We start from the raw sequence: 15,832 nt of genomic DNA, 5'->3' as shown, positions 1-15,832 counted from the left end.
TTACCAATCTTCCGCTCTTTCTTACTTGGAAAAGCATCGTGCGTAGGACCGGGCGATGAACACCAGCCCTGTAAGCGCGCATGGGCGGCCAATTGCCAGCCGTTTATATGAAATAGCGACAACCCCTTACATTTCAAACGCACGTTCGTTCCTCTGGTTCGGAAATTGCTAACCAATGCCTGTCTGGCACTTGCCGGTAGCACGCTTCGCGTATTCCCAACGCCCCATTTAAGGTTTTAAGGACTGAACAATGAAAAAAGCATGGCTGACTCTTTCTGCACTGGCTCTGTGCATCGCCGCCGGTAACACCATGGCCAAGGAATACAAGGAACTGCGCTTTGGCGTCGATCCATCTTACGCACCGTTCGAATCCAAAGCGGCCGACGGCAGCCTGGTCGGCTTCGATATCGATCTGGGCAACGCGATCTGCAAAGAGCTGAAAGTCAAATGCAAATGGGTCGAAAGCGACTTCGACGGCATGATCCCCGGTCTCAAGGCACGCAAATTCGACGGCGTCATTTCCTCGATGACCGTGACCCCTGCTCGCGAAAAAGTCATCGATTTCTCCAACGAACTGTTCTCCGGCCCGACCTCGCTGGTGTTCAAGAAGGGTGCAGGCTTTACCGCCGACCCGGCCAGCCTGAAAGGCAAGACCGTGGGTTATGAGCAAGGCACCATCCAGGAAGCCTACGCCAAGGCCGTACTGGACAAGGCAGGTATTTCCACCAAGGCCTATGCCAACCAGGATCAGGTTTACTCCGACCTGACTTCGGGTCGTCTCGACGCCTCGATCCAGGACATGCTGCAGGCCGAACTGGGCTTCCTGAAATCGCCAGCCGGTGCTGACTACGAAGTCAGCAAGCCTATCGACAGCGAACTGCTGCCAGCCAAAACCGCCATCGGCATTGCCCAGGGCAACAAGGAACTCAAGGCGCTGCTGGATAAAGGCATCGAGGCGATGCATAAAGACGGCACCTACGCTGAAATCCAGAAAAAACACTTTGGCGACCTGAACCTCTACAGCGGTAAATAACACCCCGACGCCCATCGATTTCGGCGATCATTCGTCGCCCGATCGGTGGGCGTTTTTGTTGGTAACAAGGCCTATCCATGCTCGATGCACTCATGCAAAACCTGGGACTCTCGGCATTCAGCCTGAAGGGCTTTGGCCCGCTGTTGCTGGAAGGCACCTGGATGACCGTCAAACTGGCTGTGCTGTCGCTTGCTCTGAGCATTCTGCTCGGACTGATCGGGGCCAGCGCCAAACTGTCGAGTTCCGCGCTGCTGCGCGTGCCGGCGCAAATTTACACGACACTGATCCGTGGTGTTCCGGACCTGGTGTTGATGCTGCTGATTTTCTACAGCCTGCAAACCTGGCTCACCATGCTGACCGACGCGATGGAATGGGAATACATCGAGATCAACCCGTTCGGCGCAGGCGTCATCACCCTGGGCTTCATCTATGGTGCGTACTTCACCGAGACCTTTCGCGGCGCGATTCTGTCCGTGCCTCGCGGTCAGGTGGAGGCAGCGACGGCCTATGGACTGAAACGCGGCCAGCGCTTTCGTTACGTCGTGTTCCCGCAGATGATGCGTTACGCGCTGCCGGGGATTGGTAACAACTGGCAGGTGCTGCTCAAGGCGACTGCGCTGGTATCGATCATCGGCCTGGCCGATCTGGTCAAGGCGTCACAGGATGCGGGCAAGAGCACCTATCAGTTGTTCTACTTTCTGGTGCTGGCAGCATTGATTTACCTGCTGATCACCAGTGCCTCGAACTTCGCCCTGCGTTGGGCTGAGCGGTATTACGCCGCAGGCAGCCGGGAGGCACAGCGATGATCGAATTGCTGCAGGAATACTGGAAACCCTTCCTTTATACGGATGGCGTCAACGTGACCGGCCTGGCGATGACCATGTGGCTGCTCAGCGCCTCCATCGTCATCGGCTTTTGCGTGTCGATCCCGCTGTCCATTGCGCGGGTGTCGAGAAACCGCTGGGTGCGCTGGCCGGTGCAGTTCTACACCTACCTGTTTCGCGGTACGCCCCTCTATATACAGCTGCTGATCTGCTACACCGGCATTTACAGCCTTGCCGCGGTGCGTGAACAGCCGATGCTCGATGCATTCTTTCGCGATGCGATGAACTGCACGATCCTGGCTTTCACCCTGAACACCTGCGCCTACACCACCGAGATCTTTGCCGGGGCGATCCGCAGCATGGCCCACGGCGAAGTCGAAGCGGCCAAGGCCTACGGCCTGACCGGCTGGAAGCTTTATGCCTACGTGATCATGCCGTCGGTGCTGCGCCGCTCTCTGCCGTATTACAGCAACGAAGTGATCCTGATGCTGCACTCGACCACCGTGGCCTTTACCGCCACGGTGCCGGACATCCTGAAAGTGGCGCGGGATGCCAACTCTGCCACTTTCATGACGTTCCAGTCCTTCGGTATCGCCGCCGTCATGTACCTGACCGTGACGTTCATTCTGGTCGGGCTGTTCCGCCTTGCCGAACGCCGCTGGCTGGCCTTTCTCGGCCCAGCCCATTAATCAGGACTGAACATGCGCCATCATACCCATGACTTGCTGTCGCCAGTGCCCGGCACTGGTCGGCAAATCCACAGCTTCCATTACGGGCCGCAAAACGGCGCCGGCAAAGTCTATATTCAGGCGTCGCTGCATGCCGACGAGCTACCGGGCATGCTGGTGGCCTGGTACCTGAAGCAGCGTCTGGCCGAACTGGAAAACGCCGGTCGTCTGTTGGGCGAAATCGTTGTGGTGCCCGTCGCCAACCCGATCGGTCTGGAACAGGTGCTGATGGACACCCCGCTGGGCCGCTACGAGCTGGAAAGCGGCCAGAACTTCAATCGCGGGTTCAGCGACCTCTGCACTCAGGTTGGTGATGACATCGAAGCCCGACTGACTAACGACGCAGAGCACAACTGCGCGCTGGTCAGGGACAGCCTGCTGGCGGCGCTGAATGCCGTACCGGCGACCACCCAGCTGCATTCGTTGCGCCTGACCCTGCAGCGCCTGGCCTGCGATGCCGACATGGTGCTGGACCTGCACTGTGATTTCGAGTCGGTCGAGCACCTGTACACCACGCCCGAGGCCTGGCCGAAAGTCGAACCGTTATCCCGCTACCTGGGCGCGCAAGCCAGCCTGCTGGCGACCGACTCAGGCGGGCAGTCGTTCGATGAGTGCTTCACGCTGGTCTGGTGGCAATTGCAGCAACGCTTTGGCGAGCGCTTTCCGATTCCCATGGGCAGCTTTTCGGTGACCCTGGAGCTTCGCGGGCAAGGCGATGTCAACCATGCGCTGGCCAGTCGCGACTGTCAGGCGATCATTCATTACCTGATCGATGCCGGCATCATTGACGGCGATCTGCAGCCACTGCCCGAACTGCTCTACCCCGCTACGCCACTGGCAGCGGTCGAACCGGTGGCTACGCCGGTCGGCGGCCTGCTGGTGTTCTGCGCGATGCCCGGCGAACACGTCGAGGCCGGCCAACTGATTGCCGAGGTCATCGACCCGATCAGCGACACCGTGACCTGCATCCATGCCCTCAACGCAGGCCTGCTGTATGCGCGTTCCCTGCGCCGCATGGCGACTGCCGGCATGGTCATTGCGCATATCGCCGGCACCCACGCCTATCGCAGCGGCTATCTACTTTCTCCTTGAGGACCTGTCATGTACAAACTGACCATCGATGGCCTGCACAAAAGCTATGGCGACAACCACGTGCTCAAAGGCGTATCGCTCAAGGCCAGCAGCGGTGACGTCATCTGTCTGATCGGCGCCAGTGGCTCCGGCAAGAGCACCTTTTTACGCTGCATCAACTTTCTCGAACAGCCCAGTGACGGGGCGATGAGCCTGGATGGCAAGCAAGTGCGCATGGTCAGCGACAAGGACGGCATGCGCGTTGCCGACCCGGATGAGCTGCAGCGTATCCGCACGCGGCTGGCGATGGTGTTTCAGCACTTCAACCTGTGGGCGCACATGACCGTGCTGGAAAACATCACCATGGCGCCGCGCCGGGTATTGGGCGTGCCCAAGGCCGAAGCCGAGGCGCGCGCGCGCAAATACCTGGAAAAGGTCGGTCTGCCGGAGCGTGTCGCCGATCAGTACCCCGCGTTTCTTTCCGGCGGTCAGCAGCAGCGCGTGGCCATCGCCCGTGCGCTGGCGATGGAGCCGGAAATCATGCTCTTCGACGAACCGACATCCGCGCTGGACCCGGAGCTGGTCGGTGAAGTGCTGAAGGTCATTCAAGGCCTGGCTGAAGAAGGCCGGACGATGATTCTGGTCACCCACGAAATGGGTTTCGCGCGCAAGGTGGCGAGCCAGGTGGTGTTCCTGCACCAGGGCCAGATCGAAGAATCCGGCCACCCGGACGAAGTCCTCAACAACCCGAAAAGCGAGCGTTTGCAGCAGTTCTTGAGCGGCAATCTGAAGTAGCACGGATTGCTGCGTACACACGTCTCGATCCCCCTCAAATCTCGTTCCCACGCTCCAGCGTGGGAGACGCTGCGCGTCATCAAGAGGACGCAGAGCGTCCAGAACGGCATGCCGACGCGGAGCATCGGCACTATAGTCATGGTGGTATCCCTGGTATCGGCACGATAGGCAATCCAGGAACGATCAGTCACATAACCATTTAAAACTATTACCCTTTCTCTGCTGTCTCTGACTTAACGCCACTCAGAGCACACTCAAACGGATGAGCAGACCCACCGATTTCGCTCGACGATGGTTTCTCGCCCGGGGCTGGAAGCCCTTTGCGTTTCAGAAAGAGGTCTGGGCGGCAGTGAAGAATGGCGAGTCCGGTTTGCTGCATGCCAGCACCGGCTCGGGCAAGACCTACGCCGTATGGTTCGCCGCGCTCAACCGCTTCGCCAAAGCCAATACGCTCACCGCTGACAACAAACCCCGCAAACGCAAACCGCCTGCCGAACCGCTGAGTGTGCTGTGGATCACGCCCATGCGCGCCCTGGCCGCCGATACCGCCCGGGCCCTTGAGGCGCCACTGGCAGAACTGGACATTCCGTGGTCGGTCGGCTTGCGCACCGGCGATACCAGCGGCAGCGAGCGCGCCCGGCAGAGTCGGCGGCTGCCCTCGGCCTTGATCACCACCCCTGAAAGCCTGACGCTGCTGCTGACCCGTGCCGACGCTCAGGTCGCCTTGTCGACACTGAAGATGGTGGTGGTGGACGAATGGCACGAGCTGATCGGCAACAAGCGCGGCGTGCAGTTGCAACTGGCCCTTGCCCGCCTGAGGCGCTGGAATCCGCAACTGATCGTGTGGGGCATTTCCGCGACGCTGGGTAATCAGCAACACGCGCAGCAGGTACTGATCGGCGACGGCGGCGTGACCGTGCAAGGCAAAATCGTCAAGGACTTGCAGGTCGATACGCTGTTGCCGCCGTCCATCGAACGCTTTCCGTGGGCCGGGCACATGGGCTTGCGCATGTTGCCGCAGGTCGTCGCCGAGGTGGAAAGCAGCGCGAGCTGTCTGGTGTTCACCAACACCCGGGCGCAGTCGGAAATCTGGTATCAGGCGTTACTGGAAGCCCGCCCCGACTGGGCCGGGTTGATTGCCCTGCACCATGGGTCGCTGGCCCGAGAGGTCCGCGACTGGGTCGAGCGCGCGTTGAAAGAAGGCGCACTCAAGGCCGTGGTGTGTACCTCCAGCCTGGACCTGGGCGTGGACTTTCTGCCGGTCGAGCGCGTGTTACAAATCGGCTCGCCCAAAGGTGTCGCGCGCCTGATGCAGCGCGCCGGGCGCTCGGGCCACGCGCCGGGTCGTCCTTCGCGCGTGACACTGGTGCCGACCCACAGCCTGGAGCTGGTCGAAGCCGCTGCTGCCCATGACGCCGTCGAAGCTCGGCTGATCGAGCCCCGCGAATCCCCACACCAGCCGCTGGACGTGCTGGTCCAGCACTTGGTCAGCATCGCCTTGGGTGGTGGCTTCCTGCCCGATGAACTGCTGGACGAAGTACGCAGCGCCTGGGCTTACCACGACCTCAGCGACGAGCAATGGCAATGGGCGCTGGCGTTTGTTCGCAACGGTGGCCACTCGCTGACCGCCTATCCCGATTACCGCCGCGCCGAACCTGACGAAGACGGCGTCTGGCGGGTCCCCGATGCGCGTCTTGCCAGACGCCACCGCATGAGCGTGGGGACCATCGTCAGCGAGGCCACCGTCAACCTGAAATACTGGAAAAAAGGCGGCGGCGGTGGCTCGCTGGGCAGCGTCGAAGAAGGCTTCATCGCCAGACTCAAACCCGGTGATGGTTTTCTGTTCGGCGGACGCTTATTGGAGTTGGTTCGAGTGGAAAACATGACGGCCTACGTCAAGCGCGCGACCGGCAAGAAAGCCGCCGTACCACGCTGGAATGGTGGTCGAATGCCCCTGTCCAGCGAACTGGCGGATGCCGTGGTGGAGAAGTTCGATGCTGCTGCGCGGGGCGAATTCAACAGCCCGGAAATGCGCGCCATCAAACCCCTGCTGGAAGTGCAGCAGCACTGGTCAGGGCTGCCACGACGCGACACATTATTGGCTGAGACACTCAAATCCCGCGAAGGCTGGCATCTGTTCCTCTACCCGTTCGCCGGTCGTCATGTGCACCTGGGGCTGGGCAGCCTGCTGGCCTGGCGCCTGAGCCGGCATCAGCCGCTGACCTTTTCCATCGCCGTCAACGACTACGGGCTGGAGCTGCTCAGCGCCAGCGAGATTGACTGGGCGCAGACGTTGCAGGCTGACCTGTTCAGCGAAACGGATCTTTTACCCGATATTATTGCCAGCCTGAACGCTGGCGAACTGGCCCTGCGGCGCTTTAGGGAAATCGCGCGTATCTCTGGTCTGGTCTTTTCCGGCTACCCTGGCGCGGCCAAGAGCAATCGTCAGCTTCAGGCATCCAGCGGGCTGTTCTTCGAGGTGTTCAAGCAGTATGACGCTGACAACATGCTGCTGACCCAGGCCGAACAGGAAGTCCTGCGTCAGGAACTGGACCTGCAGCGTCTGGAACTGACGTTGCGCCAGATCAACAGCCGCACGCTGGACCTGCACGCGATAAAGCGCGCGACCCCGCTGGCCTTTCCGTTGCTGGTCGAGCGCTTTCGCGAAAGCCTCAGTTCGGAGAAACTTGCCGACCGCATCGCGCGCATGGTCCGCGACCTGGAGAAAGCCGCTGGCCCGGAGCCTGAACAATGAACCCGTATCTGGCTGTCACGCTGGCAGGAGAAGAGCTGTGGCTGCTGGCCGACAAGGCCATTTACTACCCCGCCGAACGATCCTTGCTAATTGCCGATGCGCACTTTGGCAAGGCGGCCGCCTATCGCAAGCTCGGCCAGCCGGTGCCACACGGCACTACACAGGCGAATCTGCGCCGCCTGGACAGCCTTTTGAATGCCTATCCCTGCGATCATCTGATCTTTCTGGGCGATTTCCTGCACGCACCGGAATCTCACGCGGTCGGCACGCTGGCGGCGCTGGAGCAGTGGCGGGCAGAGCACTCGACGCTGCGCATCACGCTGATCCGCGGCAACCACGACAAACGGGCTGGCGATCCGCCCGCCTATCTGGGCATCGATGTGGTCCCCGAGCCCTTGGCACTCGGGCCGTTTGCCCTGCAGCACGAGCCCGATCCGCACCCTGAACTGCACGTACTGGCCGGGCACGTTCATCCTGTGTATCGACTACACGGGCGCGGCCGGCAAAGCTTGCGGCTGGCGTGCTTTTACCTCGGCCGGCAAGTCAGTCTGCTGCCAGCGTTCGGCGAATTCACGGGCGGTTTTCAGATTCGCCCCGCACCAGACAGTACGATCTACGTGACCGGCGGTGATGCGGTGTGGCGAGTGACATAGCGTCGCCGGTCGCCCTATACAAAACTGCCCGCTGCTCGCGAGAGCAGCAGGCAGTCTTGTAATATTCAGGCCACAGGTGCAGGTGGCGGCTCGTCAGGAACAGTAGGCCCGCCTGGCTCGGTAGGCTGAAACGGAGTATCGGGGCCTGGATCACCCGGGATCCCGCCACCGACCATGTTCAGCTCCGGGCTGAGATCGGAATGAGCCATCAATGACCAGGCGAGCAGCCCGATCTCATTAAGCGGAGATTGAACCTGTTCAGAGATTTTGAAAGTAGTCTTCATAGGGCACTCCAGATCAAAGGCCTTCGCACGTAATGAATTATGCGAAAGCATGTGAGCAGATAGAGTGCGAAATAGAGTATTAATTCAATTCCACTAGTCACCTGAAGCGCAAATCAGGTGCGTGGCAGGGTGACGCCACGCTGGCCCTGGTACTTGCCACCCCGATCCTTGTAGGACACTTCACACTCCTCATCGGACTCCAGGAACAGCATCTGCGCCACACCTTCGTTGGCGTAGATCTTGGCCGGCAGTGTCGTGGTGTTGGAAAACTCCAGCGTTACATGGCCTTCCCACTCAGGCTCGAGCGGCGTGACATTGACGATGATGCCGCAGCGCGCGTAAGTGCTCTTGCCCAGGCAGATAGTCAGAACGTTACGCGGAATGCGGAAATATTCGACGGTGCGCGCCAGTGCAAACGAGTTGGGCGGGATGATGCACACGTCGCTCTTGATATCGACGAAGCTTTTTTCATCAAAGTTTTTCGGGTCAACCGTGGCCGAATTGATGTTGGTGAAGACCTTGAATTCGTCGGCACAACGCACGTCGTAGCCATAACTGGACACCCCGAAAGAGATCACCCGATCAGCGCCTTCGCCACGTACCTGGCGCTCTACGAAGGGCTCGATCATCCCGTGTTCCTGCGCCATGCGGCGAATCCACTTGTCCGATTTGATGCTCATGGCGGTGTCCTGAATAGCGAGGTGAAAAAGATATCCGGCATCTTACCGGGCTGAGGCCGAGGGTTCAAAGGCAACAGATCGCGAGTTTGCGTGACCGGCCGGGCTGTTTCGCTGTGAATGGAAATAATCATCAACAGACCATTGGCACGTTCGGAAAAAAGGGTTAAGGTGGCGTCACTGTGTTGCTTGTGTCACTGAGAATCTCTACACGATGTTGAATTTCGATCCAACCATCTCCATGAATTTTCCAGCTCTTTGCACTCAGTCTCGGCCAGGGCTCTTCCTACGCCGCAGTTAACTTTGTCCAAGGAGATATACTATGTCCAATCGCCAAACTGGTACCGTTAAGTGGTTCAACGATGAAAAAGGCTTCGGCTTCATCACTCCACAATCCGGTGACGACCTGTTCGTGCACTTCAAAGCTATCCAATCCGACGGCTTCAAAAGCCTGAAAGAAGGCCAACAGGTTTCTTTCATCGCTACCCGCGGTCAGAAAGGCATGCAAGCTGAAGAAGTTCAAGTTATCTAACTTGTACTGATTCGCTTAAAAACCCCGCCCTCAAAAGCGGGGTTTTTTATTGCCCGCCTTTTGACCTCTCACTGACTGAACACCTGACCAGAACGAGAGAAGCAAAGCACCTCCCCCGCCCGATCATCGCTATGCAATCAGTCGTCGCTTACCGAAATCGTCGGCATGGCTGGACTTGCAGCTTCCTGCAATACGATCCGCGCACCGACGTGACGTGCCAGTTCCTGATACACCATAGCAATCTGACTCTCCGGCTCGGCAATCGCCGTAGGCTTGCCGCCATCTGCCTGCTCGCGAATCAGCATCGACAGCGGCAGTGACGCCAGCAGCTCGACATCGTACTGCGTCGCCAGCTTCTCGCCGCCACCCTCACCGAACAGATGCTCGGCATGGCCGCAGTTGGAGCAGATGTGCACCGCCATGTTTTCCACCACACCCAGCACCGGAATGTTGACCTTGCGGAACATCTCGACACCCTTTTTCGCATCCAGCAAAGCCAGATCCTGTGGCGTGGTGACAATCACGGCACCCGCCACCGGGACTTTCTGCGCGAGCGTCAACTGGATATCGCCGGTGCCGGGCGGCATGTCGATAACCAGATAATCCAGATCATTCCAGGCAGTCTGCGTGACCAGCTGCAGCAACGCCCCCGACACCATCGGTCCGCGCCAGACCATCGGCGTGTTGTCGTCGGTCAAAAAGGCCATCGACATCACCTCGATACCATGCGCCTCGACCGGCACGAACCACTTCTGGTCCTTGATTTTCGGCCGCGTGCCTTCGGGAATACCGAACATCACCCCTTGGCTCGGCCCATAGATATCGGCATCGAGGATACCGACGCGAGCGCCCTCGCGGGACAGCGCCAAGGCCAGGTTGGCGGCGGTCGTGGACTTGCCGACACCGCCCTTGCCGGACGCGACGGCGACAATGTTTTTCACATTGGCAAGCCCCGGAATCTGGCTCTGGGCCTTGTGCGCGCTGATCACGCTGCTGATGGCAACGGTGGCCGAACTGACGCCGTCCAGATTCTCGATGGCCGTTTTCAACACTTGCGCCCAGCCGTTCCTGAACAGGTCGGCGGCATAGCCCAATTCGAGTTGCACGCTGACCTGTGCCCCCTGAATATCGATGGACCGGATGCAACCGGCAGTGACCGGATCCTGATTCAGATAGGGGTCGGTGTACTGGCGAAGAATCGTCTCCACCGCTGCGCGATTGACTGCGCTCATGGGCTTACTCCGTAAAAAGACTGACTGGAACAGCCGACTATCGTACCTGTTCTGCCAGCAGCCCACATGATTTCACTGAACCGCGCCCAACCTTTCAGGAGCATTCCCACAACCGCACGGGTGAAAAAAATCGTTCAGACCTTTATAGTGGCCGGTCTCCGTTTCACTTCAAGTAGCCGAGCCCCATGTCCGAGCCACGCAAGATTCTCGTTACCAGCGCCCTGCCCTATGCCAATGGTTCCATCCACCTTGGCCACATGCTCGAGTACATCCAGACCGACATGTGGGTGCGTTTTCAGAAGCACCGCGGCAATCAATGCATCTATGTCTGCGCGGACGACGCCCATGGCTCGGCAATCATGCTGCGTGCCGAAAAGGAAGGCATTACGCCAGAGCAACTGATCGCCAACGTCAAGGCCGAACACAGCGCCGACTTTGCCGACTTCCTGGTGGATTTCGATAATTTCCACTCGACGCACTCGGACGAGAACCGCGAGCTGTCGAGCATGATCTACAAGCGCCTTCGCGATGCAGGTCATATCGCGACGCGCTCGGTTACCCAGTACTTCGACCCGGAAAAGAAAATGTTCCTGGCCGACCGCTTCATCAAGGGCACCTGCCCGAAATGCGCGGCCGAGGACCAGTACGGCGACAACTGTGAAAAGTGCGGCGCCACCTATGCCCCGACAGACCTGAAAGACCCCAAGTCGGCGATTTCCGGTGCCACGCCGGTGCTCAAGGACTCGAAGCACTTCTTCTTCGACCTTCCTGCATTCGACGCCATGCTCAAGCGCTGGACACGCAGCGGCACCCTGCAGGATGCGGTTGCCAACAAGATCGCCGAATGGCTGGACAGCGGCCTGCAGCAGTGGGACATCTCCCGCGATGCGCCCTATTTCGGCTTTGAAATTCCCGACGAGCCCGGCAAGTACTTCTACGTGTGGCTCGATGCGCCGATCGGTTACATGGCCAGCTTCAAGAACCTGTGTGCGCGTCGTCCGGACCTGGACTTCGATGCGTACTGGGGAAAGGGAGCGACCACCGAGCTCTATCACTTCATCGGCAAGGACATCGTCAACTTCCATGCGCTGTTCTGGCCTGCCATGCTGGAAGGCGCTGACTTGCGCACACCGACCGGCATCAACGTCCACGGCTACCTGACCGTCAATGGCCAGAAGATGTCGAAATCGCGTGGCACCTTTATCAAGGCGCGCACCTACCTCGACCACCTGCCGCCCGAGTACCTGCGCTATTACTACGCGTCGAAGCTGGGCCGTGGCGTCGACGACCTGGACCTGAACCTCGAAGACTTCGTGCAAAAGGTCAACTCCGACCTGATCGGCAAGGTTGTTAACATTGCCAGCCGTTGCGCCGGGTTCATTCACAAGGGCAACGCCGGTGTGATGGTCGAAGCCAATGCCGCGCCCGAGCTGACCGACGCGTTTCTGGCGGCTGCACCCAGCATTGCCGACGCCTACGAAGCCCGCGACTTCGCCCGCGCCATGCGCGAGACCATGGCCCTGGCGGACCGTGCCAATGCCTACATCGCGGAAAAGGCGCCATGGGCGCTGGCCAAACAGGAAGGCAAGCAGGATGAAGTCCAGGCCGTATGCGCGCTGGGCATCAACCTGTTCCGCCAGCTGGTGATTTTCCTCAAGCCGGTCCTGCCGAATCTGGCCGCCGATGCAGAAAAGTTCCTCAACGTCGAACCACTGACCTGGGAAGACCACAAGACCTTGCTGGCCAATCATCAGCTCAATCCGTTCTCGGCACTGATGACCCGTATCGACCCGGTCAAGGTCGAGGCCATGGCCACTGCCTCCAAAGAAGACCTGACCGCTACCGACTCGTCGGCGGACACCGCGCCTGCCGGTAATGGCGAACTCGCCAAAGACCCGCTGTCAGCGGAAATCGACTTTGACGCCTTTGCCGCCATCGACCTGCGCGTCGCGCTGATTCTCAAGGCCGAACAGGTAGAGGGTGCCGACAAGCTGCTGCGTCTGACCCTGGACATCGGCGACGAGCAGCGTATTGTCTTTTCCGGCATCAAGAGCGCCTACCCGAACCCGTCCGAACTCGAAGGCCGTCTGACCATGATGATCGCCAACCTCAAGCCGCGAAAAATGCGCTTCGGCACTTCGCAAGGCATGGTGATGGCAGCAGGCCCCGGCGGCGAGGAGATCTATCTGCTCAGCCCCGACAGCGGCGCCAAGCCAGGCCAGCGCATCAAGTAAACGACGCGAGGCCCGGTATCCTGCCATCAGGCGGATACCGGGCCTTGCGCATTCGCAAGCCCCCTGATCTGTCCGATAATGCTGCTCTCCGGATAGACAGACACCTGTTGGTCACCTGGCAAGACCATGACTGAATTGATTCGCCTGCTTCCCGACGTGGACCTCATCCGCAGTATCGACGCCCTTCTGCCGCAGACTCAGTGCGGCAAGTGCGGCCATCCCGGCTGCAAGCCTTACGCCGAAGGTATCGCTGGCGGTGAAGCCATCAACAAATGCCCACCGGGCGGCGACGAAACGATAGTCCAGCTGGCCGAACTGCTGTCTGTTCCGGTGCTGACACTGGATATGCAACGCGGCACTGCACCTGCACAGGTTGCCTTCATTCGCGAAGCAGAGTGCATCGGTTGTACCAAATGCATTCAGGCCTGCCCCGTGGATGCCATTCTCGGCGCAGCCAAGCTGATGCACACCGTGATCATCGATGAATGCACAGGCTGTGATCTGTGCGTTGCGCCGTGCCCGGTGGATTGCATTGAAATGCACCCGCTGCCACTGGCAACGGTCACGCCCATCGTCGGCGGTCTGGCCCCTACCCCCGAGCTGCAGGAGGCGCGGCAGCGCAAGCGTAGCCATGCCCGGATGCGTTTCGAAGCACGAAATGCACGCTTGCACCGTGAACAGCAAAAGCGCCTGGCAGAGCGCCTGGCGCGGTCGCAGCGCGTTGAATCCGCTCGTGACGTGCTGCCTCGATCCGCTGTGGCACTCGCCCGGAACGACAAGCCTGCCGGACCGGATGAAGCCTTGAAAAAAGCCCGAATTGCGCTGGCCATGAGCCGCGCGCAACTCAACAAGTCGCTCAAGGCGTTTGGTCATCCTCCCATTGCGGAGCAGGCCGCCAGGCTTGTGGAATTGCAGCGCGAATACGAAGCTGCCGAGCAGACACTCGCAGCACTTCTGCCGCCTCCCGAACAGGCTAACTCCGAGGAAAAGCGCCGCCCATGAATGCCGCAAAACGCCAGGAAATCTTTCGCAGGCTGCATGAGGACAATCCGGACCCAAAAACCGAATTGGCCTACACCACGCCTTTTGAACTGTTGATAGCCGTCATCCTTTCCGCCCAGGCCACCGACGTAAGCGTCAACAAGGCAACTGCCAGGCTTTACCCGGTAGCCAATACGCCACAGGCCATCCACGAACTGGGGGTAGAGGGGCTTTCCGGGTACATCAAGACAATCGGCCTTTACAACAGCAAAGCCAAAAACGTGATCGAAACCTGCCGCATGCTGGTGGATTTACACAACGGTGAAGTACCGCAAACCCGAGAAGCACTCGAGGCGCTGCCGGGCGTCGGACGCAAAACCGCTAACGTGGTGCTCAACACCGCTTTCCGCCAGATCGCGATGGCGGTAGACACGCATATCTTCCGCGTCAGCAACCGCACAGGCATCGCGCCAGGAAAAAATGTGGTGGAGGTGGAAAGGCAACTGATGAAATTTGTGCCTAAAAACTACCTGCTCGACGCTCATCACTGGCTGATTCTGCACGGGCGCTACGTTTGCCAGGCCCGTAAACCGCGGTGCGGCAGTTGCCGTATAGAAGATCTGTGCGATTACAAGACAAAAACGTCCGACGATTGAGCCAGACAGCTCATTGCTGTCTTGTCGATTGAAAAAATCTTTTTTACCGACTTGTGGATTGTCGATATAAGAAGCGCCAGAGAGCCCCAGCCCTGGAGTCGACTTCATGAGCACTGACAACGAACAACTGGACGTGGACGACGACCTCGTCTCCGTCGACACGGACGACACAGAACCAGTGACTGTCGAGCCGGCGAAGACCAACCTGAGCAAACGACGCACCATCGACAACCTGCTTGAAGAGCGGCGTTTGCAGAAGCAGTTGGCTGATTACGACTTCGATTTCTAGGCAGCCCTGAAACCTCGCACTGACTTGCTCGATCAAGGCCTCTGAAGCCTCTCGCAAAAGAGGCTTCAATACGTGATCAATACGGAAAATGAAGGCTCGATAGCTGACCTGCACGACCGGGCATCAGCCACGACTCTTTCCAGACAATCCCTTACTCAGACAAGCCCGTTACGCTGCGCGAGCTCGATCAGATCGACCAGCGAATGCGCGTTGAGCTTGAGCAATAAACGCGTTTTATACGTGCTGACGGTCTTGTTGCTCAGAAACATGCCGTCTGCAATTTCCTTGTTGGTCTTGCCTCGGGCCAACTGCTGCAGAACCATCATCTCCCTGCCGGAAAGTCGGTCAACCATGTCCGACTCACTCGCGTTGCCCATACTGGAGCGAACAGTGTGCAACGCCTGGTTGGGAAAGTAGCTGTACCCTGACAGCACCGCCTTGATGGCACTGAGAAGCTCGGTCAGATCCTGCTGCTTGCAGACGTAGCCGGCGGCTCCGGCCTGCATGCAGCGCATGGAGAAGTGGCCCGGCGCCTGGGAGGTGAGGATCAGAACCTTGAATGGCAACGTCATGGCTGACAGACGGGCGATTACCTCCAGCCCGTCGAGCTTGGGGATACCGATATCAAGAATGACGATATCCGGGAGGTGCTCACGCGCCAGTTGCAGCGCATCCACACCGTTGTCAGTCTCCGCGATGACCTCATAGCCATGACGCTCCATCAGCATGCGTACAGCAAGGCGAATGACGGGGTGATCATCCACGATCAGCACTTTATTCATGGGCAGTCCATTTTTCGCTATTCGAATTTTCAGAGCCAGCACAATAACTTAGTCGTTTACTGCTTTGCATGGCGCTCACCCTTGTGGACTGACAGCCAAAGACCATTCCTACAATTACAGCAGAAACTTCCTACAATACTTGGCAGAAACGTACATTTTTTATTAATTCTCACAGAGCCTTCCTTTTCGGAACCTGGTGAATATTGTTGTTGATCGCCGCAGCACAAGCATCGCAGCATCAGTGGATAAATGCGTACAACAGGCGACCGCCGAACACTTGCATTCAAAACGAGACCCTGCTGCACC

The 15,832-nt window shown here is 59.1% G+C and carries 16 protein-coding genes; 12 read left to right on the top strand and 4 right to left on the bottom strand.

The features are described 5' to 3' along the window. The first annotated feature begins 250 nt into the window (after positions 1–250). The 7 genes from LIX91_RS01280 (at position 251) to pdeM (ending at position 7,859) form a co-directional block, all read left to right on the top strand. Positions 251–1,033 carry a transporter substrate-binding domain-containing protein gene (locus LIX91_RS01280; protein ID WP_003402298.1) on the top strand — a complete coding sequence of 261 codons (783 nt, stop codon included), beginning with the start codon at positions 251–253 and terminating at the stop codon, positions 1,031–1,033. 77 nt (positions 1,034–1,110) lie between these two features. Then, positions 1,111–1,839 carry an ABC transporter permease gene (locus LIX91_RS01275; protein WP_003363567.1) on the top strand — a complete coding sequence of 243 codons (729 nt, stop codon included), beginning with the start codon at positions 1,111–1,113 and terminating at the stop codon, positions 1,837–1,839. Next, complete coding sequence (locus LIX91_RS01270; RefSeq protein ID WP_003412886.1) at positions 1,836–2,546, top strand: ABC transporter permease; 711 nt, start codon at positions 1,836–1,838, stop codon at positions 2,544–2,546. The genes LIX91_RS01275 and LIX91_RS01270 overlap by 4 nt, the downstream gene beginning before the upstream one ends. Before the next feature lie 12 nt (positions 2,547–2,558). Continuing rightward, the gene (locus LIX91_RS01265; protein ID WP_058444410.1) at positions 2,559–3,677 is read left to right on the top strand and encodes a succinylglutamate desuccinylase/aspartoacylase family protein; all 1,119 of its coding nucleotides are present in this window, start codon (positions 2,559–2,561) and stop codon (positions 3,675–3,677) included. Positions 3,678–3,686: 9 nt separating this feature from the next. After that, positions 3,687–4,451, top strand: coding sequence for an ABC transporter ATP-binding protein (locus LIX91_RS01260; protein WP_003412889.1), 765 nt, complete (start codon positions 3,687–3,689; stop codon positions 4,449–4,451). A 262-nt stretch (positions 4,452–4,713) separates the two neighbouring features. Further along, complete coding sequence (locus LIX91_RS01255) at positions 4,714–7,206, top strand: ligase-associated DNA damage response DEXH box helicase (protein WP_226487855.1); 2,493 nt, start codon at positions 4,714–4,716, stop codon at positions 7,204–7,206. Next, the gene (gene pdeM, locus LIX91_RS01250) at positions 7,203–7,859 is read left to right on the top strand and encodes a ligase-associated DNA damage response endonuclease PdeM (protein ID WP_226487854.1); all 657 of its coding nucleotides are present in this window, start codon (positions 7,203–7,205) and stop codon (positions 7,857–7,859) included. Before LIX91_RS01255 ends, pdeM begins: the two co-directional genes overlap by 4 nt. A 65-nt stretch (positions 7,860–7,924) precedes the next feature. On the opposite strand, the gene LIX91_RS01245 is transcribed toward pdeM, so the two are convergent. Continuing rightward, complete coding sequence (locus tag LIX91_RS01245) at positions 7,925–8,143, bottom strand: hypothetical protein (protein WP_003363577.1); 219 nt, start codon at positions 8,141–8,143, stop codon at positions 7,925–7,927. 113 nt (positions 8,144–8,256) lie between these two features. Next, complete coding sequence (dcd, locus tag LIX91_RS01240) at positions 8,257–8,823, bottom strand: dCTP deaminase (protein ID WP_002554836.1); 567 nt, start codon at positions 8,821–8,823, stop codon at positions 8,257–8,259. Positions 8,824–9,142: 319 nt separating this feature from the next. On the opposite strand from dcd, the gene LIX91_RS01235 reads away from it, so the two are divergent. Next, a complete protein-coding gene (locus LIX91_RS01235) occupies positions 9,143–9,352 on the top strand; it encodes a cold-shock protein (protein WP_002554837.1) in 210 nt (69 codons plus the stop codon). Between the two features lie 137 nt (positions 9,353–9,489). On the opposite strand, the gene apbC is transcribed toward LIX91_RS01235, so the two are convergent. After that, positions 9,490–10,584, bottom strand: a complete 1,095-nt coding sequence (gene apbC / locus LIX91_RS01230; protein ID WP_003418497.1) for an iron-sulfur cluster carrier protein ApbC — start codon at positions 10,582–10,584, stop codon at positions 9,490–9,492. Positions 10,585–10,769: 185 nt separating this feature from the next. Between apbC and metG the strand changes: the two genes are divergently transcribed. The 4 genes from metG (at position 10,770) to LIX91_RS01210 (ending at position 14,744) form a co-directional block, all read left to right on the top strand. Then, positions 10,770–12,818 (top strand): methionine--tRNA ligase, encoded by a 2,049-nt coding sequence (gene metG, locus LIX91_RS01225; RefSeq protein ID WP_226487853.1) that lies wholly within the window; start codon positions 10,770–10,772, stop codon positions 12,816–12,818. Positions 12,819–12,944: 126 nt separating this feature from the next. Beyond that, positions 12,945–13,820 (top strand): electron transport complex subunit RsxB, encoded by an 876-nt coding sequence (gene rsxB / locus LIX91_RS01220; RefSeq protein WP_046271608.1) that lies wholly within the window; start codon positions 12,945–12,947, stop codon positions 13,818–13,820. Next, complete coding sequence (gene nth / locus LIX91_RS01215) at positions 13,817–14,455, top strand: endonuclease III (protein ID WP_226487852.1); 639 nt, start codon at positions 13,817–13,819, stop codon at positions 14,453–14,455. Before rsxB ends, nth begins: the two co-directional genes overlap by 4 nt. A 106-nt stretch (positions 14,456–14,561) precedes the next feature. Beyond that, positions 14,562–14,744, top strand: coding sequence for a PA3496 family putative envelope integrity protein (locus LIX91_RS01210; RefSeq protein WP_003363588.1), 183 nt, complete (start codon positions 14,562–14,564; stop codon positions 14,742–14,744). A gap of 155 nt (positions 14,745–14,899) precedes the next feature. Here LIX91_RS01210 and LIX91_RS01205 read toward each other — a convergent pair whose 3' ends face one another. Beyond that, a complete protein-coding gene (locus tag LIX91_RS01205; RefSeq protein ID WP_002554843.1) occupies positions 14,900–15,526 on the bottom strand; it encodes a response regulator transcription factor in 627 nt (208 codons plus the stop codon). Positions 15,527–15,832: the final 306 nt, after the last annotated feature.

It is taken from the genome of Pseudomonas sp. B20, from assembly GCF_020515755.1.
In the GTDB taxonomy this organism is placed as follows: Bacteria; Pseudomonadota; Gammaproteobacteria; order Pseudomonadales; family Pseudomonadaceae; genus Aquipseudomonas; species Aquipseudomonas syringae.
The sequence above is the reverse complement of the archived record's forward strand: the minus strand, read 5'-3'. Positions and strand labels throughout refer to the sequence as shown.

Coding starts and splice junctions, on each gene's coding strand:
- LIX91_RS01280 (WP_003402298.1), top strand. CDS start 251: ATGAAAAAAGCATGGCTGACTCTTTCTGCACTGGCTCTGTGCATCGCC.
- LIX91_RS01275 (WP_003363567.1), top strand. CDS start 1,111: ATGCTCGATGCACTCATGCAAAACCTGGGACTCTCGGCATTCAGCCTG.
- LIX91_RS01270 (WP_003412886.1), top strand. CDS start 1,836: ATGATCGAATTGCTGCAGGAATACTGGAAACCCTTCCTTTATACGGAT.
- LIX91_RS01265 (WP_058444410.1), top strand. CDS start 2,559: ATGCGCCATCATACCCATGACTTGCTGTCGCCAGTGCCCGGCACTGGT.
- LIX91_RS01260 (WP_003412889.1), top strand. CDS start 3,687: ATGTACAAACTGACCATCGATGGCCTGCACAAAAGCTATGGCGACAAC.
- LIX91_RS01255 (WP_226487855.1), top strand. CDS start 4,714: ATGAGCAGACCCACCGATTTCGCTCGACGATGGTTTCTCGCCCGGGGC.
- pdeM (WP_226487854.1), top strand. CDS start 7,203: ATGAACCCGTATCTGGCTGTCACGCTGGCAGGAGAAGAGCTGTGGCTG.
- LIX91_RS01245 (WP_003363577.1), bottom strand. CDS start 8,143: ATGAAGACTACTTTCAAAATCTCTGAACAGGTTCAATCTCCGCTTAAT.
- dcd (WP_002554836.1), bottom strand. CDS start 8,823: ATGAGCATCAAATCGGACAAGTGGATTCGCCGCATGGCGCAGGAACAC.
- LIX91_RS01235 (WP_002554837.1), top strand. CDS start 9,143: ATGTCCAATCGCCAAACTGGTACCGTTAAGTGGTTCAACGATGAAAAA.
- apbC (WP_003418497.1), bottom strand. CDS start 10,584: ATGAGCGCAGTCAATCGCGCAGCGGTGGAGACGATTCTTCGCCAGTAC.
- metG (WP_226487853.1), top strand. CDS start 10,770: ATGTCCGAGCCACGCAAGATTCTCGTTACCAGCGCCCTGCCCTATGCC.
- rsxB (WP_046271608.1), top strand. CDS start 12,945: ATGACTGAATTGATTCGCCTGCTTCCCGACGTGGACCTCATCCGCAGT.
- nth (WP_226487852.1), top strand. CDS start 13,817: ATGAATGCCGCAAAACGCCAGGAAATCTTTCGCAGGCTGCATGAGGAC.
- LIX91_RS01210 (WP_003363588.1), top strand. CDS start 14,562: ATGAGCACTGACAACGAACAACTGGACGTGGACGACGACCTCGTCTCC.
- LIX91_RS01205 (WP_002554843.1), bottom strand. CDS start 15,526: ATGAATAAAGTGCTGATCGTGGATGATCACCCCGTCATTCGCCTTGCT.